Genomic DNA, 24,626 nt, shown 5'->3' with positions numbered 1-24,626 from the left:
GAGAGCGCCGACCGGCCGCGGGGGCTGATCCGCGGTCGGTCGGCGAGAGGTGACAATGAGGCCATGAGCAACACGCGGGTCGCGGTCGTGACGGGTGCCGGGTCGGGACTGGGGCGGGTGATCGCCCGAGCGCTGCTGGACGAGGGGTACGGGGTGGCGCTGGCCGGGCGTCGCGCCGAGCCGTTGATCGAGGCGGCCGGCGACGCCGCGGGTGCTGCGGTCATGCCCACCGACGTCACCGATCCCGACTCGGTGGCGGCCCTCTTCGACGGCGTCCGCGAGCGGTGGGGGCGGCTGGACCTGCTGGTCAACAACGCCGGCACGTTCGGCCCCGCCGGCGACGTCGGCGAGCTGTCGGCCACCGACTTCAACGCGGTGGTGCAGGCGAACCTGACCGGCTCGTACCTGTGCGCCCACCACGCGTTCCGGATCATGCAGGACCAGGACCCGCGCGGCGGGCGCATCATCAACAACGGCTCGATCTCCGCGCACGCGCCCCGGCCGCGCAGCGTCGCCTACACGACGACCAAGCACGCCATCACCGGGCTGACCAAGTCGATCTCGCTGGACGGCCGCGCGCACGACATCGCCTGCGGCCAGATCGACATCGGCAACGCCGCCACCGACATGACCTCCGGCATCGCCACCGGCGCCGCCCAGGCCGACGGATCGGTGCGCCCGGAACCCACCTTCGACCCGCAGCACGTCGCCGACGCCGTGCTCTACATGGCCGGGCTTCCGCTCAACGCCAACGTCCAGTTCATGACCATCACCGCCACCACGATGCCCTTCATCGGCCGCGGCTAGCGCTTGTTCATGAGTTGTCTTGCTCGGGGGTGCGGGTGGCGGAACCTGACACGTCTTCTGGCTGCGGGATCCGTTGCTGATGTATGTCCACTACACGGCGCAACGGCTGTCCTCGCCAGAAGACGTGTCAGAACCCGCGGCGGTGCGAGCTGAGTCCCACACCTGAAGCAGTGCCTTCTCGTGCTCTTACGCCCCGTTCCAGGTCTTGGCGAGGAGTTCGTAGGAGCGGACCCGGTCGGGGTGCTGGTGGGTGATGGTCGTGATGACCAGTTCGTCGGCCCCGGTCACCCGCTGCAGGGTCGTGAGCCTGTCGGCCACCTCGTCCGGGGTGCCGACGAACTGGGTGGCCAGCCGGTCGGCGACGACGTCCCGCGCCTCGGCGTCCCACTCGAACTCGGCGGCCTCGGCGGGGGAGGGGAACGGGATGGCGCCCGCGCCCGCGCGGATGCTGTGCACCCACGCGCCGTAGGGCGAGGCGAGCTCTCGCGCTCGATCCCCGGTCTCGGCGACCACCACGTCCGCTGACACCACCACGTAGGGCCGGGCCAGGCGTTCCGACGGCGTGAAGTGCTCCCGGTAGGACCGCACGGTCTCCAGCACCGTCGACGGAGTGATGTGGTAGCTCGCCGCGAACGGGATGCCCAGTTCCGCTGCGGTGACGGCGCTTTCACCACCGCTGGAGCCCAGGACCCACAGGTCCAGATCGGCTCCCTCGGCCGGGTTCGCGCGCACCGGCTCGCCGTCCGGGCCGGGAAACCCTCCTTCGACGAACCGCCGCACCCGCTCCACCTGCTCCCGGTAGGCCAGTTCCTCGGCGGGGGCGCCGACGAGCTCGGCCTGCTGGCGCAGCCGCGCCGCGTACTTCTCCGATCGGGCCACCGCACGGGGTTTCGGCGGGACCACCAGGCCGTCGACGGTGGATCCTTCGCTCTCGGCCGGGGCGGTCAGCCGTTCGGCGAGCTCCTGCGTGCGCTTCTTCCCGGACCGGCCCACGCCCAGGTCCACCCGGCCCGGGTGCAGCTGGGCGAGGGTGCCGAACTGCTCGGCCACGGTCAGCGGCGAGTGCTGGCCCAGCAGCACCGCCGCCGAGCCGACGCGGATGGTGCTGGTCGCCGCGGCGATCGCGGTCAGCAGCACGGCCGGTGCCGCCGAGGCCACGCCCGGCGTGAGGTGGTGCTCGGCGACCCAGTAGCGGCGGTAGCCGAACTCCTCGGTGCGACGCGCCAGATCGAGGGTGTTGCGCAGCGCGTCCTCGGCGGTCTGCCCGGAGACGATGGGCGAGAGGTCCAGGACCGACAGCGGGACCGGCATCGAAAGCCTCCGGAATGCCTAGGAAACGGGTGCGGGTGTCAGGCCGAGGTTCTCGCGCAGCGTGGCCACCGGGTACTCGGTCCGGTAGACGCCGCGCTCCTGCAGCAGCGGTACGACCTGAGCGGCGAAGTCGTCCAGCCCGCCGGGAGTCAGGTGCGGCACCAGGATGAACCCGTCGGAGGCGTCCTCCTGCACGAAGCGGTTCATCTCCTCGGCGACCGTGGAAGGACTGCCGATGAACGACTGCCGGGCGGTGACCTCGATGATCAGCTCGCGGACGGAGAGCTTCTTCGCCTCTGCGAGCTCCCGCCAGCTGCGGGCGGTGGCCACCCGGTCGCCCAACGTGCGGGTGCTGGCCCGGCCCTGGGTGATGGCGTCGGCGTCGACCACCGGGTCGAACTCCGGCAGCGGGCCGTCGGGATCGAGCTCGCTGAGGTCGGTGTTCCACAGCTGCTCCAGGAACGAGATCGCGGTCGGCCCGCTGACCTGCTGCTTGCGGATGATGGCGGCCTGCTCCTGCGCGTCGGCGTCGCTGTCGCCGAGGACCACCGTGGTCGCCGGGAACACCAGCAGGTCCTCCCGGGAACGACCGTGCGCGGCCAGCCGGGACTTGACGTCGGCGTAGAAGTCCTTGCCCGCCTGCAACGTCCCGTGCCGGGTGAAGATCGCATCGGCGGCCGAGGCCGCGAACTCCCTACCGGCTTCGGAATCGCCCGCCTGGAAGATCACCGGTCGGCCCTGCGGGCTGCGCGGCACGTTGAACCGGCCGCGGATGTCGAAGTGCGCGTCGGCGTGCTCGAACTCGCCCGCGCGCGGATCGGCCAGGAACACGCCCGACTCCGCGTCGGCGATGATCTCGTCACCGCGCCAGGAGTCGAACAGCTCGGTGGCGGTGCGCAGGAACTGCCGGGCGCGCTCGTAGCGCTGGTCCTCGGGCAGGAACCCGCCGCGCCGGAAGTTCTCGCCGGTGAAGGCGTCCCAGGAGGTCACCACGTTCCACGCGGCACGCCCGGCAGAGAGGTGGTCGAGGCTGGCGAACTGGCGCGCCACCTCGTAGGGCTCGTTGAACGTGGAGTTGATGGTGCCCGCCAGCCCGAGCCTCTCGGTCACCCCGGCCAGGGCCGCGAGCACGGTGAACGTGTCGGGACGGCCCACGACGTCGAGGTCGTGGATCCGGCCGGCGTGCTCGCGCAACCGCAAGCCCTCGGCGAGGAACAGGAAGTCGAACTTCGCCCGCTCGGCGGTCTCGGCCAGGTGCGCGAACGAGGAGAACTCGATCTGGCTCAGCGACCGCGGATCGGTCCACACCGTGGTGTTGTTGACCCCGGGGAAGTGCGCGGCCAGGTGGATCTGCTTGGTCACGACGTGCCTCCAGCGGTCGCGTAGCGGTTGACCGGACGGGTCAGCCCGAGCCGTTCGCGCAGCGTCCCCGTCGGCTGCTCGGTGCGGAAGACCTCGCGCCGCTGCAATTCCGGAACGAGCTCCTCAGTGATCGCGGTCAGGTCGCGGGGCAGTTCGCCCGGGTGCAGCCGGAACCCGGTCACGCCGCGCTCGGCCAGCGACAGCAGCAGGTCCGCCAGCCGCTCGGCCGTGCCGGCGAACACCGGTGTGTCCGAAGTGGATGGTTGATCGAGCTCGTCCAGGCGTGCCCTGCGGTCCGCGGCGTCGGTGCCCAGGAACACCACCAGGTCGCCGAAGACGTGCAGCGGATCGTCCGAAACGCGGTGCGAGCGAACCTGGTTGACGACGTCTCCGGCGGCCTGCGCATCCGGCACGGGGGTGAGCACGACGTCGGCGGAGCGGGCGGCGAACCGGTACCCGGCCCGGTCGCCGGCGGTGGCGACCACCAACGGCTGACCCTGCGGCGGGCGCGGGGTGATCGACGGTCCCTTGACGCTGAACCACTCGCCGCGGAACTCGACGTAGTGCAGCTTGTCGCGGTCGATGAACCGGCCGGTGGCCACGTCGCGGATCTCCGCGTCGTCCTCCCACGAATCCCACAACCGGCGCACGACCTCGACGTGATCGGCGGCCTCGTCCAGCAGCTCGTCCGGGACGATCTCGCGGCGACCGAAGTGCGCGTTGTCGCCTGGGCTCGCGCTGACCTGCGGCAGCCATCCCGCACGGCCGCCGGAGACGTGGTCGAGCGTGGCGACGGCCTTGGAGACGTGGAACGGCTCGGTGTGGGTGACCACGACGTGCGGCACCAGGCCGATGTGGTGGGTGCGCGGTGCCACCCGCGCGGCGATCAGACCCGCGTCCAACCTGCCGCGCACCCGATCGGTGCGCTCGTCGGGCCCGTCGGGGAGGCTGGATTGCAGGCCCAGCGAGTCGGCGAAGGTGACGAAGTCCAGCAGTCCGGATTCGGCGCGACGCACCAGGTCCAGCCAGTACCCGGCGGTGAACAGCTCGGCTGGCCTGGCGTGCGCGGATCGCCACGAGGCCGGGTGCCAGCCCGTCCCGTCGAGCGCCACTGCCAGGTGCAACTGCGTTGGTCGAACCATCCTCGTGTCCTCCCTGCGTCAACGGCGCGGGTCGAGGGGGAACACCGCTGCGACGCGGTGCTGGGGAGCGCGACGCACCACCGGCGTCGAGCCGGGGGCGTGCGGGGGAAAAGGGGAGAAGCGGCGGACTTTCGCCTTCTACCGCGGACAGGCGGCGGCGATGACCCGGAGCAGGTCGATGTGGTCGCGCGTGACCAATCGCAGCCGGTGACCCATGAACCCCAAGCTAGGACCACACCCCCACACCGTCAACGCAGCCCAAGATGTGGGCACCACCGGAACACCGCCGCCCTCCGCCACCCGGATTACCGCCGTAATCGGGTACCTGAATACCGCCGTAATCCGCTGTCCGACTACGGCGATTGTCCGTCGTCCGGTGATGGACGTGGTCGGTGGCCGTGGTGGTTCGGCACCGGATTACTGCCGTGTTCCGGTGTCTGATTACGGCGGTTTTCCGTCGTCTGGTGGTGGCTGTGGTGGTGCGTTGCCTGAATACCGCCGCAATCCGTGGCCTGAATACGGCGGTATTCGGCGTGGTTCAGCGGAGGGTGATTCGGATGTCGTCGGTTCGGCCGGGGAAAACGTGGCCGATGACCGGGAAGCCGGGGATTTCGCCGACCACCAGGAGGCCGCCTGAGGTTTGGGCGTCGGCGAGCAGGAAGAGGTCTTCGGCGCTGGTGCCTCCCGGATCCAGGTGTGGCCTCACCCAGTCGAGGTTGCGGCGGGTGCCTCCGCTGATGTAGCCGTCGCGCACGGCCTCCCGGGCGCCCTCCAGGTAGGGCACGGCCGCGACGTCGAGCTCGGCCGTCGTGCCGGAGGCGCGCATCATCTTGAACAGGTGCCCGAGGAGCCCGAAACCGGTGACGTCCGTGGCGCACACCGCGCCGGAGCGCAGCGCCGCCTTCGAGGCGTCCCGGTTGAGCTCGGTCATCGCCGCAACGGCGTGGGCGAACCGCTCGCCGGTCTGCTTGTGCCGGGTGTTGAGGACTCCGATGCCCAGCGGTTTGGTCAGCGTCAGCGGCAGACCCGGCCGGGCCGCGTCGTTGCGCAGCATCCGGTCGGGGTCCACCAGACCGGTCACCGCCAGCCCGTACTTGGGTTCCGGGTCGTCGACGCTGTGCCCTCCGCCCAGGTGACACCCGGCCGCGGCCGCGACCTCCGAGCCGCCGCGCAGCACCTCACCGGCCAGTTCGAACGGCAGTACGTCCCGGGGCCAGCCGAGCAGGTTCACCCCGAGCAGCGGTGTCGCGCCCATCGCGTACACATCGGACAGCGCGTTGGCCGCCGCGATCCGCCCCCAGTCGAACGCCTCGTCGACCACGGGCGTGAAGAAGTCCGTGGTCACCACGAGCCCCGCGCCCTCGTCGGTGCACACCACGGCGGCGTCGTCGCCGGTGTCCAACCCGACCAGCAGCTTCGCGTTCGGCTCGGCGACCTCCGGCATCAGCCCGCCGACGACCTCCTCCAGCTCGCCCGGCGGGATCTTGCAGGCGCATCCGCCGCCGTGCGCGTACTGCGTGAGCCGGTAGCCGCCCATCGACATCCCTCGCGATCGGGGAACGAGTTGGCGGAGACGGACGGGAATCGAACCCGCCGCGCCGAGGTGCTCGGCGCCATCGGCTTTGAAGGCCGTGGGGGCCACCAGACCCCTGACGTCTCCGGCGCCCACTGTAGGAGGTAACGCCGATCAGCACAGATCAGTCGGTCACCGAGTCCGGGAGGCCGAACTTGGCGAAGTCCACGTCGAAGAAGCACACCACGTGCTCGACCCGCGTGTCGCCGAGTTCGAGCACGTGCAGCTGAAAGGGGCGGAACACGTCGTCCTCGCCGCGGATGTAGACGCCGAAGGCCAGCTGCCCGTTGGCGCGGGTGTGGCGCAGCCGCAGCCCGTCCGGCCCGGCCGGGCACTGCCTGGCGTTGAGCTGCGCGATCCGCTCGCCGCCGCGCACCCACAGGCGGAAGGGCGGCATCTCCCAGACGGCCTCCGCGGTGAACAGGTCCACGATCGTCGACACGTCCTTGGCCTCGAACGCGGCCACGTAGCGCTCCAGCAGCCGCTCCTGCTCGGCGGTGAGCGGTTGCGGCCGGTCCTCCTCGGTCGGGGAGACGTCGGCGATCTGGGCGCGGGCGCGCTGCAGCACGCTGTTGACCGCGGCGGTGGAGATCTCCAGGGCGCTGGCGACCTCCGCGGCCCGCCACTTGAGGACGTCGCGCAGGATCAGCACCGCCCGCTGCCGCGCGGGCAGGTGCTGCAGGGCGGCGATGAACGCCAGCCGCGTGCTCTCCCGAAGCCCCACGATCGAGGCCGGGTCGGTGGCGGTGTCGGCGATCATCCCGTCCGGGATCGGCTGCAGCCACGGCACTTCGCCGGACTCGACGACCTTCTCGTGCGGCACGTCGTCGGCCGGAGCGCCCAGACCGCTGGGCAGCGGACGCCGCTTGCGGCTCTCCAGCGCCGTCAGGCAGGTCGTCGTGGCGATCTTGTACAGCCAGGTGCGGACCGAACTGCGGCCCTCGAAGCGGTCGTAGGACCGCCACGCCTTGAGGTAGGTCTCCTGAACGAGGTCCTCCGCGTCCTGCAGAGAGCCCAGCATCCGGTAGCAGTGCGCGATCAGTTCCCGGCGGTAGGAGTCCGCCTGCGCGACGAAGTCGTCGGTTGGCGCGGTCGAGGTGACTGGCATGGCGCTGTCCTTCGGTGTGAGGTGGCCCGACCCGATGCCGAAGACGCTAGCGCGCCAGTCCGACAAATGGGTCAGCAACGACCTTCGCGCCAATAGCCCATGAACGCCACCGCCTGCTTGGGGACGCCGTGCTCGTCGATCAGCAATCGGCGCAACCGCTTGATCACGCCCGCCTCACCCGCCAGGAACCCGTAGATCGAGCCCGTCGCTCCTTCCGGCACCTCCCAGAGCACCCCGGTGTCGACGTCGACGTCGTCGAGCTCGGACGGCCGCGGGGAGGTGTCGCGGACCGGGCGCAGTTCGCGCAGCGCCTCGGCCACGCCCTCGGTGAGGTGCTTTCCGTGCGGTGCTCCGGCGCGCGGGTACCAGCGGACGTCCACCCCGGCGGGGCGTGCCCACTCCTGCTCGTCGCCGCTGTCGGGGACCTCGACGCAGACCACGCCGCGCGCGTCGGCGGGCAGCGATTCCACGATGGCCGCGAGCGCGGGCACCGCTGTCTCGTCGCCGGCCAGCACCAGGCGGTCGGCGGAGGCCGGGGGAGACCACTCGCAGCCCCACATCCGGCCCGAGCCGGGCCGGTCCGGCGCGAACAGACCGATGAGCTGGCCGGGCCGCGCGGCGGCGGCGAAGGTGGAGGCAGGACCGGCGTGGCCATCGTCGAGCCCGTGCAGCACGAAGTCGACGTCGACCTCCTGCGCGTGGGGCCGGTAGTCGCGGACGGTGTAGGTCCGCAGGTCGGGACGGACGTCGTCGGGCAGGTCCAGCCAGCGCGGGTACCAGTCGTCGCCCTCGGGGAAGTCGTCGAGCGCGCGGCCCGGCTTGGGCAGCACGATCTTGATGCGCTGGTCGTGACCGCCGAACCCGAACCCGGACAGGCAGGCGCCGCCGAAGGTGATCCGCACGAAGCTGGGGCCGAGCCGCAGCACCCGGGTCACCTCGACCGGGAACAGCCGGTATTCCGGCTTGGTGCTGGCAATTCGTCCTGTTCGTGCGACGGTCATCCGAAACCTCCCGATTCGTGGTGCTAGGTTAGCCTAGCCTTAGAATCATGGGAGGTCGACCTTGCGTCACACGATCCGGGCCGCCGCGCTGACCGCGGCCTCGCTCGCCGCCGTCGGCACGCTGTCCGCGTGCGGATCATCGCAGCCCGAACAGACCGGCGACGGCTGGTCCTACACCGATGACCGCGGCATCACGGTGACCCGCCCCGAGCGTCCGCAGCAGATCGTCGCCCAGGTCTCGGCCGGTGCCGCGCTGCAGGACTTCGGCGTGAAGATCGCCGGAACCTTCGGTCCGCTGGTGCGCGACGACGGTTCGGTCGAACCCGAGGCCGGCAGCCTCGACCCCCAGGCGCTCACCGACGTCACCGGCGCGGGCTACGGCGAGGTCAACCTGGAACGGCTCGCCTCGCTGCACCCGGACCTGCTGGTCAGCGGCAAGTACGCCGAGTACCCGGGCCTGTGGCACCTGGTCGAGGACCAGGAGCAGAAGGTCAAGCAGATCGTGCCGACCGCGGGCGTGCAGCAGTCCGGCATCGCGCTGCCCGCCGCGATCGGCAAGTACAAGGAGCTCGCCCGCGCCCTGGGCGCGGACGTGGAGTCGCCGAAGGTCAAGGCCGACGAGCAGGCGTTCCACGCCGCCGCGTCCCGGCTGCGCGACATCGGCGCGCGGATGAAGGCCGAGGGCAAGTCGATCCTGGCGATCGGCGGCACGAAGGAGGAGTTCTTCGTCGTCGTGCCCGCCCGCAACCCCGACCTGGACTACTACGTCAAGGAACTCGGCCTGCCGATCACCACGCCGGCCAACCCCGACCAGGCAGGCGGCGGATACTTCGAGCGGCTGTCCTGGGAGAAGGCCAACGCCTACCCCGGCGACATCTTCCTCTGGGACGCGCGGTCGGCGTCGATGACGCCCGAGCAGATGAAGCAGAACCCCGTCTTCGCCGCCACGCCCGCGGCGAGCGCAGACCGGTTCGTCGAGTGGGAAGCCGTCGCCCCGATGAGCCACGCCAGCTACGCGAAGATCATGAACGAGCTCGCCGACCAGCTCCAATTCCGGCTCGCCGCCTGATCTCGTCCCCGGGGTGCTCGCGACTGGGGGTGAGCACCGCGCGGTTCTGGTCCGAACCGTCCGTGATCGACGTCTGGAACGCCCGGACGGTTCGCACCAGAACCATCTCGCTCCAGGAGCCCCGGAGCCGGAGAGGTGGTGTCAGTCGCCGAGGCCGCGGACGTCGGCGAGGAGTTCCAGGGAGCGCAGCCAGGCGGCGCGGTCGACGGCCGAGGAGACGACCATGAGCTCGTCGGCCTGGGCCTGCTTGGCGAACTTGTCGAGGTAGTCGTCCACCTCGGCCGGAGTGCCGACCGCGCTGTAGCGGGTCATCCCCTCGATCTGGCGGCCGGCGGGGGAGGCCAGCAGGGCGTCGATCTCCTCGGTGCTGAGGTTGCGGCCCTGGGCCAACATCCGGCCCGCCCGGTAGCGCTTGGCCTCCAGCAGCTGCTGCTGGGCGTACTCGGTGGTGTCCGCCGCGATCACGTTGACCCCGGCGATGATGTGGGGCTCCGACAGCTGCGCCGAGGGCTGGAACTCGCGCCGGTAGTGCGAGGTCGCAGCCTCCAGCGCGTCCGGGGCGAAGTGCGAGGCGAAGGCGTAGGGGAGACCCAGCAGGGCGGCCAGCTGCGCGCCGAACATCGACGAACCCAGCACGTACAGCGGCACCTTCGTGCCGTAGCCGGGTGTGGCGTTGACCCCGGCGACTCGGGTCTCGCCGGCCAGGTAGCCCTGCAGCTCCAGCACGTCCTGCGGGAACGCGTCGGCCGAGGTGGGATCGCGGCGCAGCGCCCGCATCGTGCGCTGGTCGCTGCCCGGCGCGCGGCCCAAACCGAGGTCGATCCGGCCGGGGAACAGGGTTTCGAGCGTGCCGAACTGCTCGGCGATGGTCAGCGGCGAGTGGTTGGGCAGCATGATGCCGCCCGCGCCCAGCCGGATCGTGCTGGTCCGGGACGCGACGTGGCCGATCAGCACGCTCGTCGCCGAGGAAGCGATGGTCGGCATGTTGTGGTGCTCGGCGTACCAGATGCGGTGGTAGCCCCACCGCTCGGCGCGTTGGGCCATGTCGACGCTGGCGGTGAAGCTGTCCGCGGCGGTCTCCCCCTCGCCGATGTGCGCCAGATCGAGAACGGAGAGAGCCACAGTCACGACAGGATCAGCCTTTCCACACGCGCCACGGTCCGGGACCCGTCGTCCCGCCCACGCTGGTCGCAACGCGTCGCCGACTCCCGATATTTCCCGGAGGCCGTGTGATCTGGTCCCCGATGCGCGGTGTGCCGGGGCGGGCGCGGTGCGTCAGGCCTTCGGGCCGGGACCGGTGCTGGCGCGCAGGACCAGGTCGGTGGCCAGTTCGACGCGGTTGGTCTCGAAGCGGCCGGTTTCGGCGTGCCGCAGCACCATCCGCGCGGCCTCGGCCGCCATCGTCGCGACCGGCTGGTTGACCGTGGTCAGCGCGGGCGAGATCCACTGCGCCATCGGCAGGTTGTCGAAGCCGATGACGCTGATGTCGTCGGGGATGCGCAGCCCGCGCTGCTCGACGGCCCGGTAGGCGCCCAGCGCCTGCTGGTCGTTGGCGGCGAAGATCGCCGTCGGCGGCTCCGCCAGGGCCAGCAGCTCGCCCGCGGCGTCCTGGCCCCGGTCGTGGGTGAAGTCGCCGTCGGCGATCAGCTCGTCGGCGACCGGGATGCCCGCCGCCATCAGCGCGGAGCGGTAGCCGTCGAGCCTCGCGACCGAGCACTGCAACTGCGGTGGGCCGCCGATGAAACCGATGCGCTCGTGGCCCTGCTCGATGAGGTGCTCGACGGCGGCGCGGGCGCCGCTCCAGTTCGTCGCGCCCACCGACGCCACCCGAGGATCGGGCTGGCCGAGCGAGTCGATGATGATCACCGGGACGCCGAGGCCGTGCAGCTGCTCGGCGTGCCGCGGGCCGAGCTCGGTGACGGCCAGGATGATGCCGTCCGATCGGCGCGAGGTGAGGTTGTCCAGCCACGCGCGTTCGGTCTTGCGGCCGTCGTGCACCGCCGAGACCACCATGCCCACACCGGCGTCGTGCGTCACGCTCTCGACGCCCCGCACTATCTCCAGCACCCACTCGTTGTCGAGGGTGTGGAAGACGAGGTCGATCAGTCCCGCGCGCCCGCTGCCGTGGTTGGCCCGCCGCGAGTAGTTGTGGCGGGTGATGAGCTTCTCGACCCGCTCCCGGGTGTGGGCGGCGACCTCCGGACGTCCGTTGAGGACCTTCGAGACCGTCGGGACCGAGACGCCGGCCTCCCGCGCGATGTCGCTGATCGTCACGCGGCTCTTCTTCGCCTCAGCCACCCTGCCTCCTCGCTCGACCGACGTCACCGTACCTGAAAGTTTCGGAGCAACCGCCCGCACCCGATCACCTCACGACGTCACCGTCACCGGGGTGTCCAGGACGCGGTCGGCTCCGACCTCCCGCACCTCGCCGACCAGCCGGAACTCGCCGGACAGCCGCGGGTGCGCGCTGTCGCCGCCCACGTGGACCTCGATCAGCCCGGGGTCGACGATCCGCTTGCCGCGGGCGCCGGTGTAGGCGGTCCGGTCGGCGTGCAGGTGGAACGACACCGTGCGGGACTCGCCCGCCGGGATCGAAACCCGCTTGAAACCGGTCAGCTGGCGGACCGGGCGGGTCACCTGCGCGACCGGGTCGCGCAGGTAGAGCTGCACGATCTCGTCGCCGTCGCGGTCGCCGGTGTTGGTGACCGAGCACGAGATCTCCACCGAGCCGTCGGTGGCGACCTCTCCGGCGCTGATCGCCAGCTCCGAGTAGGCGAAGGTCGTGTAGGAGAGGCCGTGGCCGAACGGGAACAGCGCCGTCGGGTCCAGCGAGCTGACCTCGCTGGCCGCGCCCAGGGGAGCGGTCAGGTAGGTGCCCGGGTTGCCGCCCGGGGTGGCCGGGATCGACACCGGCAACCGGCCCGACGGGTTGACCTCGCCGGTCAGCACGTCGGCGAGCGCCGCGGCACCGGCCTCGCCCGGGAAGAACACCTGCACCACGGCCGCGACCCGGTCGGCGAACCTTCCCAGCGCGTACGGGCGTCCGCTGGAAACCACCAGCACCACGGGTGTTCCGGTCTCCAGCAGCTGCTCCACCAGCGCTTCCTGGTCGCCGGGCAGTCGCAGGTCGGCGGCGTCGCAGCCCTCGCCCGAGGTCCCGCGGCCGAACAGGCCCGCCCGGTCGCCCACCACCGCGACGCACAGGTCCGCGTCGGCTGCGGCGGCGCGCGCCGCGTCGAAGTCGGCGCCGCCCTCGGGGAGGTCGCAGCCCTTGACGTGGTCGACGTGCGTGGCGATGCGGGCGATCTCGTCGCGGAAGGTCGGCAGGTCGATGCCGTTGGGCCAGTCCGGGTAGGACACGCCGATGTGCGCCGGGAACGAGTAGCAGCCCAGCAGCGCGAACGGGTCGTCGGCCAGCGGGCCCACCAGTGCCACCTTGCCGGGTTCGCGCACCGGCAGGGTGCCGTCGTTGGCCACCAGCACCACCGATTCCTCGGCCAGTCGCCGGGCCAGGTCCCGGTTGCGCGCGGAGTCGAACTCGCGCGGCTGCGCGACCTCCGGCGTCCAGTCGGGATCCAGCAGGCCCAGCTCGACCTTCTGGTCGAGCACCCGGGTCAGCGCCCGGTCCACCAGCGCCTCGTCGACCTCGCCGGAGCGCACCAGCTGCGCCAGCGGCTCGACGTAGCAGCGGGCGTTGGGAAGCTCCACGTCCACCCCGGCGCGCAGCGCGGCCGCGCCCGCCGTCCCGGGGCCGTCGGCGACGCCGTGCAGCTTGTGCAGGAACGACACGCCGAAGTAGTCGGCGACGACGGTTCCGGTGAAACCCAGTTCGTCGCGCAGCAGATCGGTCAGCAGCGCCTCGTCGGCGGCCGAGGGCATGCCGTCGACGTCGGTGTAGGAGTGCATGACCGAGCGGGCACCGCCCAGCCGCAGCGCCATCTCGAACGGCGGCAGGACGACGTCGGCGAACTCGCGCGGACCCATGCTCACCGGCGCCAGGTTGCGGCCGGCGCGGGAGGCGGAGTACCCCGCGAAGTGCTTGAGGGTGGCCACGATTCCGCTGGACTGGAGGCCGGCGACGTAGGCGGAGCCGACCGCGCCGATCAGGTGGGGGTCCTCGCCGATGGTCTCCTCGACCCGTCCCCACCGCAGGTCCCGCACCACGTCGAGGACCGGCGCCAGGCCTTGGTGCACGCCTACCGACCGCATGTCGGCGCCGATGCTCGCGGCCATCTCGCCGACCAGGTCCGGGTCGAAGGAGGCGCCCCAGGACAGCGGAACCGGGTAGGCGGTGGCGCCCCAGGCGGTGAAACCGGCCAGGCACTCCTCGTGCGCCACGGCCGGGATGCCGAACCGGCTGGACCCGGTGATCTCGCGCTGCAGGCGGGTCAGCGCGGCGGCGCCCTTGGCAGGTTCGATGGGCGCGCTGCCGAAGACGCGGGTGAGCTGCCCCAGCCCGTTCTTGATCATCTCGTCCCAGGGCGGGGTGTCGTCGGCGAAGTCCTCCTGGTGCGGCGCGACGCGCTCCTCGGCTCCGGAGACGTAGATCCACATCCCGACGAGCTGGTTGAGCTTCTCCTCCAGCGTCATGCGGGACACCAGGTCGGCGACCCGCTCCTCGACCGGTAGTGCGGGATCGCGGTAGGGCTGGCGGTCCTCGGTCGGGCGCGACTGCGGCATGTGCGGCGACTCCCGTCGTGGTGGGGTGGTCGTCCGGACGAGGCTTTCGAAATAGTTTCGGTCCGCGTCTCGGTCAACCCAGGGTGCAACGTTCGACAGATTGCCACATGGTTCACCGAAAGTCCTGCGTTGGGACCGATAAATCACGGATAGAGCACAGCATGAAAGTTTTGGAAACTCGGTCTTGTAGATCGCTTCGACGCTGCGGTACGGTCTCGCCGACCGGAAGCCGGGTGTGACCGCGTGCACACCCGGCTCCGGGACTCCGGAAGGTCCGCAACGGTGCGACGGGAGTTGACGATGCGTGGACTGCGACGTCTGTGCGCGATGGGTGCGGCGCTGGCGTTCGCGCTGACCTCCACCGGCTGCGCCGTGCTGCTGCCGCCGAGCGAGGGCAGCGCCGACGTGGTCACCACCTGGGCGATCAGCGGCGGTGGTGAGGAAGAGCTGATGCCCGCTGAGGGCGAGAAGTTCCAGCAGCGAACCGGTCGCCGCATGCAGACCCAGTTCTTCCAGAACGACCCCTACAAGAACAAGCTCTGGGTCTCGATGGGTTCCGGCACGCCGCCGGACACCTTCTTCGGCTGGGGCGGGGGAGCGCTGCAGGCGTTCATCGACGCGGGCAAGGTCGCCGACCTCGGCCCGGCGATGCGCGAACATCCCGAGTGGCGGCAGAACTTCCTGCCCAGCGTGATGAGCCCCGTCGACATCAACGGCGGCACCTACGGCATCCCCGTCGGCGGGATCCAGCCCGTCCTGCTGTACTTCAACAAGGACGTCTTCGCCCGGGTCGGCCTGCAGCCACCGCGCACCTGGGGCGAGCTGCTCGACCAGATCCCCAAGTTCCAGCAGGCGGGGATCCTGCCGATCGCGCTGGGCGGCGCGGACTCCTGGACCTACCTGATGTGGGAGGAGGCCATCGTCGACCGGGTCGCGGGCCCGGAGGCCTTCCGGGACGTGGTCGAGGGCAAACCCGGAGCATGGCTCAACCCCGACATCATCAAGGCCAACGCCATGCTGCAGGACCTCGTGCGCAGAGGGGCGTTCGGCAACGCCTTCGCCTCCACCAGCGCCGAGCTCGGCCAGCAGCGCACGCTGGTGGCCAGCGAACGCGCGGCGATGATGGTCCACCTCGGTTCCGGCTACTCCGACCTGCTCGGCGACGACGAGAAGTGGGTCCGCGAAGGACATCTCGGCTGGGCGCCGTTCCCCGCCGTCGAAGGCGGCAAGGGTGATCCGGCCAACCTCGTCGGCAACCCCACCACCTTCATGTCCGCGACCGCGGGCCCCGACCAGCAGCAAGCGGTGGAGTTCCTGCGCCAGGAGCTCTCCAGCGACGCCTTCACCGAGGGGCGTCTGAAGCGCGGCGACGTCCCGCCGGTGACCGGCATCGAGGACGAGCTGCGCGCCTCCGAGGACGCCGACTTCATGACCTTCGTCTACGACCTGGCCAAGAACGCACCGCACTTCCAGCAGTCCTGGGACCAGGCGCTGCCGCCAGGTCCCGCCCAGAACGTGCTGATCAACCTGCAGAAGCTGTTCCTCGACCAGATCAGCCCGGAAGAGTTCTCCCAGCTGATGGAGGAGTCCTCGCGATGACCGCCACCGAGGCGCTGCGCCCCACGGCGCCGGCCACCACCGAACGACGGGGCCGCTCCGCGCGGCACTGGACCGAACCCTCCACCTGGTTCGCCGCACCCGCGCTGGTGTTCTTCGCGGCGTTCGTCGTCGCGCCCATCGTCGTGGTGATCGTGCTGTCCATGATGGACTGGAACGGCATCTCCGCGCCCGAGCTCAACGCCGCGGAGAACTGGGGCAAGCTCGCCTCCGACTCCGGCATGTGGCACTCGGTGTGGGTGTCGCTGCAGGTGATGATCCTGTGCTGGGTCGTGCAAACGCCCATCAGCATCCTGCTCGGCGTCTACGTCGCCGGGCAGCAGCGGCACCGGGCGGTGCTCGCCGCGCTGTTCTTCCTGCCGCTGGTGCTGTCGTCCACCGGCATCGGCATCCTGTGGCGCAACCTCGTCGACCCGGAGTTCGGCGTGCTGCCCGCGCTCGGCCTGCCGGGCCTGAACCTGCTCGGTGATGCGAACCTGGCGCTGTTCACGCTCATCTTCGTGGTGTCCTGGCAGTTCATCCCGTTCCACACGCTGATCTACCAGGCCGGCGTGCGGCAGATCCCCGCGCAGCTCTACGAAGCCGCCGAACTCGACGGAGCCGGGTCGGTGCAGCGGTTCTTCCTGATCACGCTGCCGCAGTTGCGCAACACCATCGTCACCTCCAGCACCCTGATGCTGGTGGGCTCGCTGACCTACTTCGACCTGTTCTACGTGCTCAGCGAAGGCGGACCGGGCGACGCCACCCGGATCCTGCCGGTGAACATGTACGTCACCGGTTTCCAGCAGTACCAGCTCGGATACGCCAGCGCGATCGCGCTGCTGCTGGTGGCGCTCGGCACCGCGCTGTCGCTGGGACTGACCAAGTACTCCGGCTTCGCCCGGATGCGCAGCGACCAGGAGGGCGCGTGATGCTGCGAATCAGAGGTCTGCTGCCCAACGCCGCGGCCCTGCTGTGGGCTCTGGTGGTGGCCGTGCCGCTGTACTACGTGGTGGTCACCAGCCTGCGGGCGCAGGAGGACACCACCGGCGCGAACCCGTTGTCGCTGCCCGGTTCTCCGACGTTGGAGAACTACGGGCTGGTGTTCTCCGACGGGTTCTTGAAGTTCCTGTTCAACAGCCTGCTCACCACCGGGCTGACCGTCGTGGTGGTGCTGCTCGTCGCGCTCCCCGCCGCCTACGTGGTGGTGCGCGGCAAGCGACGCCGGCACCAGTGGCTGTTCCGGATGTTCCTGGCAGGACTGGCGATCCCGCTGCAGGCCACGATCATCCCGGTGTACGTGATGATCGTGGAGGCCGGGCTCTACGACAGCCTGCTGGCGATCATCCTGCCCGCGATCGCCTTCGCGATGCCGCTGTCGGTGCTGATCCTCAGCAACTTCCTGCGCGACATCCCCGAGGAGCTCTACGAATCGATGTGCCTGGACGGCGCGGGGCAGATGCGGGTGCTGGTGAACCTCGTCCTGCCGCTGTCGCGTCCGGCCCTGCTGGCGGTGGGCATCTACCAGGCGCTGCAGGTGTGGAACGGGCTGCTGTTCCCGCTGATCCTCACCCAGCGCGAGGAGACCGCGATGCTGCCCGTCATGCTGTGGCAGTTCCAGGGCCAGTACACCGTCAACGTTCCCGCCATCATGGCCGGTGTGGTGCTCTCGGCGATCCCGGTGCTGGTGCTCTACATCCTCGGCCGACGGTTCATGATCGCCGGACTCACCGCGGGCGCGGGCAAGTGAGAACCGTGCCGGTCGGCGGCCAGGGCAGGCCGCCGACCGGCACCGTCAGCGCGGTCGGGACGGGGAGCGTTCGAGGTAGCGCAGCACAGCCGTCACCCGCCGGTCAGCGCGGTCGTCCGGCGGCAGGTCGAGCTTGGCGAAGATGCTGCGGATGTGCTTGTGCACGGCGCCGTCGGTGACCACCAGGCGCTCGGCGATCGCGGCGTTGCCCAGTCCCTCGGCCATCAGGGCGAGCACGTCGCGCTCGCGAGGGCTCAGCCGGTCCAGCCCGGGACCCGGACGGGTCCGGGTGAGCAGCTGGGCGATGACGTCGGGATCGATGGCCGTGCCGCCGTCGGCGACCCGGTGCAACGCCGACATGAACTCCTCGACCCGGCCCACCCGCTCCTTGAGCAGGTAGCCCAGCCGCGCGCTGCCGCAGGCGAGCAGTTCCGTGGCGAAGGCCTGCTCCACGTACGCCGAGAGCACGAGCACCGCCAACTCCGGATGACGCCGGCGCGCCTCCACCGCCGCGACGATGCCCTCGTCGGTGTGCGTCGGCGGCATCCGCACGTCCACCACGGCGATCTCGGGCCGGTGCTCGTCCACCGCGGCCAGGAAACCCGCCGGGTCGCCGGCCGTGGCGACCACGTCCAGCCCCTCGGCCCGCAGCAGCAGCGCCACGCCCTCCCGCAGCAGCGGGTCGTCCTCGGCGATCACAATCCGCACGGCAGGCTCACCTCCACAGCAGTCGGGCCGCCGACGGGGCTGGCCAGTTCGAACGTTCCGTCGTGCGCCTCGACCCGGCGCCGAATTCCCTCCAGGCCGGTGCCGCCGCTCGCGTGCGCTCCACCGCGCCCGTCGTCGGTGATGACCACGCGGATCCGGTCATCACCGCATCGGCGCAGTACCACCAACGCGGTGCGGGCACCGCTGTGCTTGGCGACGTTGCTCAAGGCCTCGGCGACCACGAAGTACACCGACGCCTCCACCGACGCCGCGCAGCGGCCCGGCAGGTCGGCGTCGATGCGGCAGTCGGCGGGGCAGTCGGCGGTCAGCGCGGTGAGCGCGTCGGCCAGGCTCCGGTCCTGCAACACCGGCGGCATGATGCTGCGCACCACCGCGCGCAGTTCGCGCAGCGCTTCCTCGGCGGCGTCCTGGGCGCGACCGAGCATCGCATCGGCCTCCTCCGGGCTGCGCCCGACCGCGCGGCGTGCCGCACCGGTCAGGACGGTCACCGCCACCAGGCGGTTCTGGGCGCCGTCGTGCAGGGCGCGCTCGATGCGCCGCAGCTCGGCGGAGTGGGCGTCGAGCGCGGCCGCGCGGGTCGCGGTGAGGTGCGCGACCCGCGTCGCCAGGTCGGCGTCCGAACCCAGGGGCAGCAGCGCGCGTCCTGGCAGCGCCTGCAACCGCGCCATGCCGGGGAGCAGCAGCAGGCAGGCCAGCACCCACCCGATCCCCATCAGCGACACCAGCAGCGAACCGGAGAAGTCCCGCACCTGCCACAACCCCAGCGACGCCGTCGCGTCCGCCGGTGGGAGCAGGTGCCACCACAGCGGGAAGGTGCCGTCGCGCACGGTGTTGAGGCCCAGCGTCAGCCCCAGCACGCCCAGCACGAACCCGGTCACGCCGTGCACCGCGACCCACACCAGCTCGCGCCGCACCGCTTGGGACCGCAGCGCGGCCACGAGCCCCGAAGGGACCGGGCCGGGGCTGATCACGTCAGGACCCCAGCGGGTGAGCCGGGCGCGCTCCTGCTCGGCGACCACGTGCACCAGCCGCAGCACGTGAGGCGCGAGCAGGACGCCGACGCCCACCGCGCTCAGCAATGCGCACACGACCACCAGCAGCGCGGCGATCAGCGCCAGCACCGAGGTGCCCAGACCGGCCACGACGTGCTCCAGCGCGTCGAACGTGACGCGGGCGCGGCGAGCCAGCCTGCGCTTGGCGTCCAGCTGCGGTGACATGGCACCTCCTCGACGCGAAACATTATCCGGCGCACACAGTTCCACGCGGTAGTGCTGGCTGTACCACCGGAAGTCGCGTCAGCGGGATCGTCTCGGAAGGCGTCGCGCCGCAGACTTCCAGCCATGCGAGAAGACGCCACCAACCTGACCGGCAGGCCGATGAGGATGTCCGGCAAGGTCAAGGTCCTGCTGTGGACCACCTTCACCATCTGCGTCATCACCAACGCGGCGGCCTCCTTCGACGAGCGCCCGCCGCTGGTGCCGCTGCTGCTGGGGCTGCTGACCACCGCCTGCGCGGTCGCCCTGTTCGCCCAGCACCGCCGACGATGAGTCCCGCTGCCGCGCAGAGGAGAACCATGACCTCCCGACTGCGATCCCACCTGGCGGAGCGACCGATCACCTGGTTCTTCGTCCTGTCCTACGCCCTGAGCTGGCTGGTGTGGACGCCGTACGTGCTCTCCCGCAACGGGATCGGCGTGCTGCCGATCGAATTCCCCGTCATCGGGGGCACCACGCAACTGCTCGGGGTGCTGCCGGGCGCCTACGTCGGACCGCTAGTGTCGGCGTTCCTGCTGACCGCGCTCATCGGCGGACGCCCGGGACTGCGCCGGTGGTTCGGGCGCGTGGCCCGGTGGCGCGTGCACTGGTCGTGGTACGTCGGCGTGCTGCTCGGCGTCCCCGCCGCGCTGACGATCACCAGCCTGCCCATCATGGGCCACTGGCAGGTTCCCGCCGCCGACGTGCTGGTGGTCTTCGCCGTGGGCATGGTGTTCCAGCTGTTCACCACCGGGCTCGCCGAAGAACCCGGTTGGCGCGACTTCGCGCTGCCGCTGCTGCAACCCGAGTACGGGCCGCTGCGCGGAACCCTGCTGCTCGGTCCGCTGTGGGGGCTGTGGCACCTGCCGCTGTTCTTCACCGAGTGGGGCGGCTGGCCGGTGTTCAGCGCGATCGAGGTGCTGGAGTTCTGCGGTCTGGCCACCGCCATCAGCGTCGTCATGACGTGGGTGTTCAACCGGACCGGGGAGAGCCTGCCGATCGCGGCGCTGCTGCACATCGGCGTGAACAACTACTTCTCCACGACGTGGTCGGAGATCTTCCCCGGTGGCGACCACGCCACGGTCACCCGCATCACCCTCATCGCCTCGACGATCGCGGCCGTGGTGACCATCGTCGCCACCCGCGGGAAGCTCGGCTACGCCCCACCGCGATCCGCCCCTCAACACCAGGATCCGGTGTCGGCGTAGTCCGCGGGGGCCGGCCGTCGGCGCAGGCGGCCGGCCCCCGCCCTCGCGGGAGCGGGCGGGCCTCGATCCCCCGAGAGACCGAGGACCGCCCGCGGCCTGTCAGGACTTCAGCTCGACCACCTCGACGCCGAACGGCGCCAGCGTCACCTCCGACACCGGGTCACCGGACAGGCTCCGCAGCGAACCCGTGGTGCGCGGAACCACCGTCGCGTCTGCGGCGTGCTGGCTGACCAGCCACGCGAACCGGCGTCCGTCCTCGTGCACCACGACATCGGCGAACACCTTCGGATCGTCCACCACGACCTCGCGGGCCACCCCGGCGACCTCGGCCAGCGCCGCGTAGAGCCGGTGGCTGTCGTCCGGGTTCACCCGCGTGCTGCGGGCCGCGAACAGCTCGACCGGGTACGTGCACAGCACCGCCAGGCCCTCGCCGGTCGCGCGGCGCAGCAGCGCCGGGTTGCCGTGCGCGTCGGTGGCCACCACCTCGGCGCCGTCCGGGACCACGGGCAGGAACGAGCGGCTGTGCTCGTTGCCCGACACCCGGAACCGCAGCGTCGCACCCGCCTCGATGCCGCCGAAGTCCTCGACGAAGGTGAACACCACCTCCTCGTCGGCGACCTCGTCGACCACGCCATAGGTGATCTCCTTGCGCACGCCGAAGGTCTCGTCGAAGTAGGGGATCCACGGCTGCCGGTGATGTCCCACCTCACCGGCGGTGTAGGACAGGTACAGCACCGCGCCCTCGGCGACCCGCTCGCGCAGCCGCTGCCACGTCGGTCCCTGGATCTGCTTCACGCACGGCAGCAGGTAGAGATCGCAGTCGGTGTCGACGCCGTCGCGCTCCCGCGTGAAACCCACCGGCAGGTCCGCTTCCCGGGCCGCCACGTACCCCTGGTGCAGCGTGTCGAAGATCAGCGGCCGGTCGTCGTCCTGGGTGAAAGGGTACCCGCGCTCCAGGTACTCGGTCACCAGCAGGCTCGCGCGCGCGTCGCTGCGCTCGCAGCGGGCGAAGTCCACCTCGTCCAGGACCTCGGCGAACGCGGCCAGCTCGTGCAGCGGCGGCTTCGGCGCACCCGTGCGGTCGGTGATGCCGAAGTGCATCTCGAACGGGTGGTGCGAGTACGGGCCCTGGCCGATTAGGTCGTCGTAGTCGGTGTTGTTCCACGCCACCCAGCCCGTCGAACCGCCCAGCAGCGAGTTGTGCAGCGTCTGCCGGTAGTAGTGGCCGGCGTTCTCCGGCGACACCTGGTCGCTGGACAGGCCGAACTCCTCCAGCACGACCGGCTTGTCGGCCACCGCCGACAGCTCGCAGATGAACGCCGCGATCAGGTGCTGGCGGACGGGGTCGCTGTCGATCCGGTACACGTGCGGACCCACGAAGTCGACCATCGCACCCGTCTCGCGCACCGAGAACCCGTTGTCCACGCCGGTGACCTCGATGCCCCACGCTCCGTCGCCCAGCGACACCGGCTGGGTGCCGCCACCGGCGCGCACCGCCTGCACCATCAGCTGCGCCCACGCGCTGACCTGCTCGGTCGGCGCCTTCGGTTCGTGGCGCAACCGCCCGTAGATGGGCATCTCGTTGCTGAGCAGCCAGCCCGCCACCGCCGGGTGCTCGGCGAAGCGCTCGGTCATCCGCTGGACGAACCACGCCTGCCGGGACACCAGCCACACGTCGGCGTAGAGGTCCCGGCCGCCGCGCCACTCCGGGTCCCAGTTGTCGCCGGACATGTGCCCGACGAGGAAGGTGGGGATCGAGGTCATGCCGATCTCGGTGTGGGCGTCCAGGAAGTCCTGGTAGTGCGCCACCTTCTGCTCGTCCACGGTGTCCGGGGTGGGCATGAAGTCCGGCCAGTAGAAGAACGACCTGGTCTGCCGCAGGCCGTGGTCGTGGAGCACCCGGAGCTCCTCGCGCACGACCTCGGGGGAGTAGTTCCGCCACATCAGAGGGCCACCGGTGCGCGACCAGAAGTTGGCGCCCAGCCACACTTGGGGCTGCCCGGCCGCGGTCACCTTGGCGCTATTACGTCGCATGAAAACCCTTTCGCGGTTGTGGCATGGGCCGTGGTTGCTTTGCTGGGCGGTGCAAGTGGCGGAACCTGAGCGGTGCCGTGGACTCCGTGCGCCACTCCTGATGTATGTCCAATACACGGCGTCGCGGCGTACTCGCCACGGCACCGCTCAGAACCCGCGGCGGTGCGGGCTGAGTCCCACACTTGAAACCGTGAACGCACCGCATTCCCGAAAGGCTCGGGAGAACGCGCTTGGCGAATGTGAATCACTTGACGGCGCCGGCGGTCAGGCCTTGGGCGAGGTAGCGCTGCAGTGCCAGGAACCCGATGACGACCGGGATGCTGACCACCAGGGAGGCGGCCATCACCTCGTTCCAGTACACCGACGTCTCCGTGGAGTACTCCCGCAGCCCGACCGCCAGCGTCCGCGAATCCGAGTCGGTCATGATCGAGGCGAACAGCGTCTCGCCCCACGCCGTCATGAACGCGTATATGCCCACCGCGGCGATGCCCGGCCGCGCGGCGGGCAGCACCACCCGCCACAGCGCGCCGATCGGGCTGGCGCCGTCGATCAGCGCCGCCTCGTCGAGATCGCGCGGGATCGTGTCGAAGTAGCCGACCATCATCCAGATCGCGAACGGCAGCGAGAACGTCAGGTACGTGACGATCAACCCGAGTTGGCTGCCGTAGAGCTCGATGCCGGTGTAGCGGCCGATCGTCGCGTAGATCAGGTACAGCGGCAGCAGGAACAGGATGCCCGGGAACATCTGCGTCGACAGCACCACGATCCGGAAACCGTTGCGCCCGCGGAACCTGTAGCGGCTGACCGCGTAGGCCGCGAGGATCGCCAGCGTCAGCGACACCAGGGCCGCGCCCAGCGCGACGATCGCGCTGTTGATGAAGTAGTCCGCGAGGTCGATCGTCGACCACATGTCGATGAACGGCTCGAAGGTGAGGTGGTCCGGGATCCACTGGAACCGGTCCCGCACATCACCCAGCGGTTTGAGCGCCGAGGTCACCATCACGTACAGCGGCACCAGCGTGAACAGCGTCAGCAGCGTCAGGCCCACGACCCGCAGGACGCGGAACCACCTCGGCTCAGGCATCCTTCATCCTCCGCGATGTGAAGGCCAGGTACCCGGCCGTGACGACCAGCAGGAACAGCAGCAGCAACGTCGACATCGCCGATCCGAGGCCGAAGTTCCAGGTGATGAACGAGTTGTTGTAGATGTGGATCGACAGCAGGTTCGCCGCGTTGGGAACCGACTTGTCGAACAGGATGTAGGGGACGTTGAAGTCGTTGAACGTCCACAGGAACAGCACCAGCACCAGGACCTGGTTCACCGGCCGCAGCATCGGCAGCGTGATCGAGCGGAACTGCTGCCACAACCCGGCACCGTCCACAGTGGCCGACTCGTAGACGTCGTGCGGGATGGACTGCATGCCCGCCATCAGCACCAGGAACGCGAACGGCCACAACCGCCAGGTCGCCGTGGCCACCGTCGCCAGGAACGCGTTGTCGCCCAGCAGCCAGAACGTCTGGCCGTCGGTGAGGCCCAGCCCGCCCAGCGTCGCGTTGACCATCCCGTCGTCCTGGTCCAGCAGGAACTTCCAGATCATCGCCGCGGTGTAGACCGGCAGCGCGTAGGGGACCAGGAACAGGGTGCGCAGCACCGCACGTCCCCGGAAGGAGCGTTGCAGCAGCGTCGCCGCGAACACCCCCAGCAGCCAGGAGAACCCCACGGTCAGGATCGAGAAACCGGCGGTGACCGCGAACGAGCGCAGCAGCGTGACGCCGACGGCGCTGTTGAAGTCCAGCGCGAAGCTGAAGTTCGACAGGCCAGCGAACGGCGCGTTGAGCCAGTCCCGCAGGTAGAACTGCGTCAGCTCCAGCACGCTCATGTACAGCCCGCCGAGCATCGGCAGCAGGTGCACCAGCAGCTCGAAGCACAACGCGGGCGCCACCAGCAGGTACGGCAGCAGCCGGCGGCTCGGCGACCACGTGCGCCTCGGTGGGGGTTCCGG

At 70.5% G+C, this 24,626-nt stretch carries 21 protein-coding genes and 1 tRNA gene; 7 read left to right on the top strand and 15 right to left on the bottom strand.

Annotated features, from left to right (window positions below; genetic code table 11):
* The first annotated feature begins 63 nt into the window (after nt 1–63).
* Complete coding sequence (locus E1181_RS08375) at nt 64–807, top strand: SDR family oxidoreductase (protein ID WP_132673395.1); 744 nt, start codon at nt 64–66, stop codon at nt 805–807.
* 186 nt (nt 808–993) lie between these two features.
* Here the strand turns inward: E1181_RS08375 and E1181_RS08370 are convergent, their stop codons facing one another.
* The 7 genes from E1181_RS08370 to E1181_RS08340 form a co-directional block, all read right to left on the bottom strand.
* Entirely contained in the window at nt 994–2,118 is a 1,125-nt protein-coding gene (locus E1181_RS08370) for an MsnO8 family LLM class oxidoreductase (protein WP_132673394.1), read from the bottom strand.
* An 18-nt stretch (nt 2,119–2,136) separates the two neighbouring features.
* A complete protein-coding gene (locus E1181_RS08365; RefSeq protein ID WP_132673393.1) occupies nt 2,137–3,480 on the bottom strand; it encodes an NtaA/DmoA family FMN-dependent monooxygenase in 1,344 nt (447 codons plus the stop codon).
* Nucleotides 3,477–4,622, bottom strand: coding sequence for an LLM class flavin-dependent oxidoreductase (locus E1181_RS08360; RefSeq protein ID WP_132673392.1), 1,146 nt, complete (start codon nt 4,620–4,622; stop codon nt 3,477–3,479). Before E1181_RS08360 ends, E1181_RS08365 begins: the two co-directional genes overlap by 4 nt.
* Nucleotides 4,623–5,160: 538 nt before the next feature.
* Nucleotides 5,161–6,159 carry a selenide, water dikinase SelD gene (gene selD, locus E1181_RS08355; RefSeq protein WP_207922055.1) on the bottom strand — a complete coding sequence of 333 codons (999 nt, stop codon included), beginning with the start codon at nt 6,157–6,159 and terminating at the stop codon, nt 5,161–5,163.
* Nucleotides 6,160–6,187: 28 nt separating this feature from the next.
* Nucleotides 6,188–6,282 (bottom strand) — tRNA-Sec (locus E1181_RS08350).
* A 37-nt stretch (nt 6,283–6,319) separates the two neighbouring features.
* Complete coding sequence (locus tag E1181_RS08345; protein WP_132673390.1) at nt 6,320–7,303, bottom strand: sigma-70 family RNA polymerase sigma factor; 984 nt, start codon at nt 7,301–7,303, stop codon at nt 6,320–6,322.
* Between the two features lie 71 nt (nt 7,304–7,374).
* Complete coding sequence (locus E1181_RS08340) at nt 7,375–8,304, bottom strand: siderophore-interacting protein (protein WP_132673389.1); 930 nt, start codon at nt 8,302–8,304, stop codon at nt 7,375–7,377.
* 61 nt (nt 8,305–8,365) lie between these two features.
* Here E1181_RS08340 and E1181_RS08335 point away from each other — a divergent pair, with 61 nt between their 5' ends.
* Nucleotides 8,366–9,373, top strand: coding sequence for an ABC transporter substrate-binding protein (locus E1181_RS08335; RefSeq protein WP_235876621.1), 1,008 nt, complete (start codon nt 8,366–8,368; stop codon nt 9,371–9,373).
* Nucleotides 9,374–9,514: 141 nt separating this feature from the next.
* On the opposite strand, the gene E1181_RS08330 is transcribed toward E1181_RS08335, so the two are convergent.
* The 3 genes from E1181_RS08330 to E1181_RS08320 all read right to left on the bottom strand — a co-directional run bounded on the left by E1181_RS08330 (nt 9,515) and on the right by E1181_RS08320 (nt 14,053).
* The gene (locus E1181_RS08330; RefSeq protein WP_132673388.1) at nt 9,515–10,501 is read right to left on the bottom strand and encodes an LLM class flavin-dependent oxidoreductase; all 987 of its coding nucleotides are present in this window, start codon (nt 10,499–10,501) and stop codon (nt 9,515–9,517) included.
* Between the two features lie 147 nt (nt 10,502–10,648).
* The gene (locus E1181_RS08325; protein WP_132673387.1) at nt 10,649–11,671 is read right to left on the bottom strand and encodes a LacI family DNA-binding transcriptional regulator; all 1,023 of its coding nucleotides are present in this window, start codon (nt 11,669–11,671) and stop codon (nt 10,649–10,651) included.
* Between the two features lie 69 nt (nt 11,672–11,740).
* Entirely contained in the window at nt 11,741–14,053 is a 2,313-nt protein-coding gene (locus E1181_RS08320; protein WP_132673386.1) for a beta-xylosidase/alpha-l-arabinosidase, read from the bottom strand.
* Nucleotides 14,054–14,353: 300 nt separating this feature from the next.
* Here E1181_RS08320 and E1181_RS08315 point away from each other — a divergent pair, with 300 nt between their 5' ends.
* The 3 genes from E1181_RS08315 to E1181_RS08305 are packed head-to-tail and all read left to right on the top strand — an operon-like array spanning nt 14,354 to nt 17,399.
* Complete coding sequence (locus E1181_RS08315) at nt 14,354–15,652, top strand: ABC transporter substrate-binding protein (protein ID WP_132673385.1); 1,299 nt, start codon at nt 14,354–14,356, stop codon at nt 15,650–15,652.
* Complete coding sequence (locus E1181_RS08310) at nt 15,649–16,581, top strand: carbohydrate ABC transporter permease (RefSeq protein WP_132673384.1); 933 nt, start codon at nt 15,649–15,651, stop codon at nt 16,579–16,581. Before E1181_RS08315 ends, E1181_RS08310 begins: the two co-directional genes overlap by 4 nt.
* Nucleotides 16,581–17,399 carry a carbohydrate ABC transporter permease gene (locus tag E1181_RS08305; RefSeq protein WP_132673383.1) on the top strand — a complete coding sequence of 273 codons (819 nt, stop codon included), beginning with the start codon at nt 16,581–16,583 and terminating at the stop codon, nt 17,397–17,399. Before E1181_RS08310 ends, E1181_RS08305 begins: the two co-directional genes overlap by 1 nt.
* Before the next feature lie 45 nt (nt 17,400–17,444).
* On the opposite strand, the gene E1181_RS08300 is transcribed toward E1181_RS08305, so the two are convergent.
* The gene (locus E1181_RS08300) at nt 17,445–18,107 is read right to left on the bottom strand and encodes a response regulator transcription factor (RefSeq protein WP_132673382.1); all 663 of its coding nucleotides are present in this window, start codon (nt 18,105–18,107) and stop codon (nt 17,445–17,447) included.
* The gene (locus tag E1181_RS08295) at nt 18,095–19,345 is read right to left on the bottom strand and encodes a sensor histidine kinase (RefSeq protein ID WP_132673381.1); all 1,251 of its coding nucleotides are present in this window, start codon (nt 19,343–19,345) and stop codon (nt 18,095–18,097) included. Before E1181_RS08295 ends, E1181_RS08300 begins: the two co-directional genes overlap by 13 nt.
* A gap of 123 nt (nt 19,346–19,468) precedes the next feature.
* On the opposite strand from E1181_RS08295, the gene E1181_RS08290 reads away from it, so the two are divergent.
* Nucleotides 19,469–19,675 carry a hypothetical protein gene (locus E1181_RS08290; protein WP_132673380.1) on the top strand — a complete coding sequence of 69 codons (207 nt, stop codon included), beginning with the start codon at nt 19,469–19,471 and terminating at the stop codon, nt 19,673–19,675.
* Nucleotides 19,676–19,701: 26 nt separating this feature from the next.
* Nucleotides 19,702–20,589, top strand: coding sequence for a CPBP family glutamic-type intramembrane protease (locus tag E1181_RS08285; protein ID WP_235876620.1), 888 nt, complete (start codon nt 19,702–19,704; stop codon nt 20,587–20,589).
* A 99-nt stretch (nt 20,590–20,688) separates the two neighbouring features.
* On the opposite strand, the gene E1181_RS08280 is transcribed toward E1181_RS08285, so the two are convergent.
* The 3 genes from E1181_RS08280 to E1181_RS08270 all read right to left on the bottom strand — a co-directional run.
* Nucleotides 20,689–22,623 carry a cellulase family glycosylhydrolase gene (locus E1181_RS08280; protein ID WP_132673378.1) on the bottom strand — a complete coding sequence of 645 codons (1,935 nt, stop codon included), beginning with the start codon at nt 22,621–22,623 and terminating at the stop codon, nt 20,689–20,691.
* A 244-nt stretch (nt 22,624–22,867) separates the two neighbouring features.
* Nucleotides 22,868–23,707: a carbohydrate ABC transporter permease gene (locus tag E1181_RS08275; RefSeq protein ID WP_132673377.1), complete on the bottom strand. Its 840-nt coding sequence runs from the start codon at nt 23,705–23,707 to the stop codon at nt 22,868–22,870.
* Nucleotides 23,700–24,626 (bottom strand): carbohydrate ABC transporter permease (locus E1181_RS08270; protein ID WP_132673376.1); only part of this gene is annotated, 927 nt, incomplete at its 5' end. The genes E1181_RS08275 and E1181_RS08270, both read right to left, overlap by 8 nt.

The organism is Saccharopolyspora terrae, from assembly GCF_004348435.1.
Taxonomy (GTDB): domain Bacteria; phylum Actinomycetota; class Actinomycetes; order Mycobacteriales; family Pseudonocardiaceae; genus Saccharopolyspora; species Saccharopolyspora endophytica.
The sequence above is the reverse complement of the archived record's forward strand: the minus strand, read 5'-3'. Positions and strand labels throughout refer to the sequence as shown.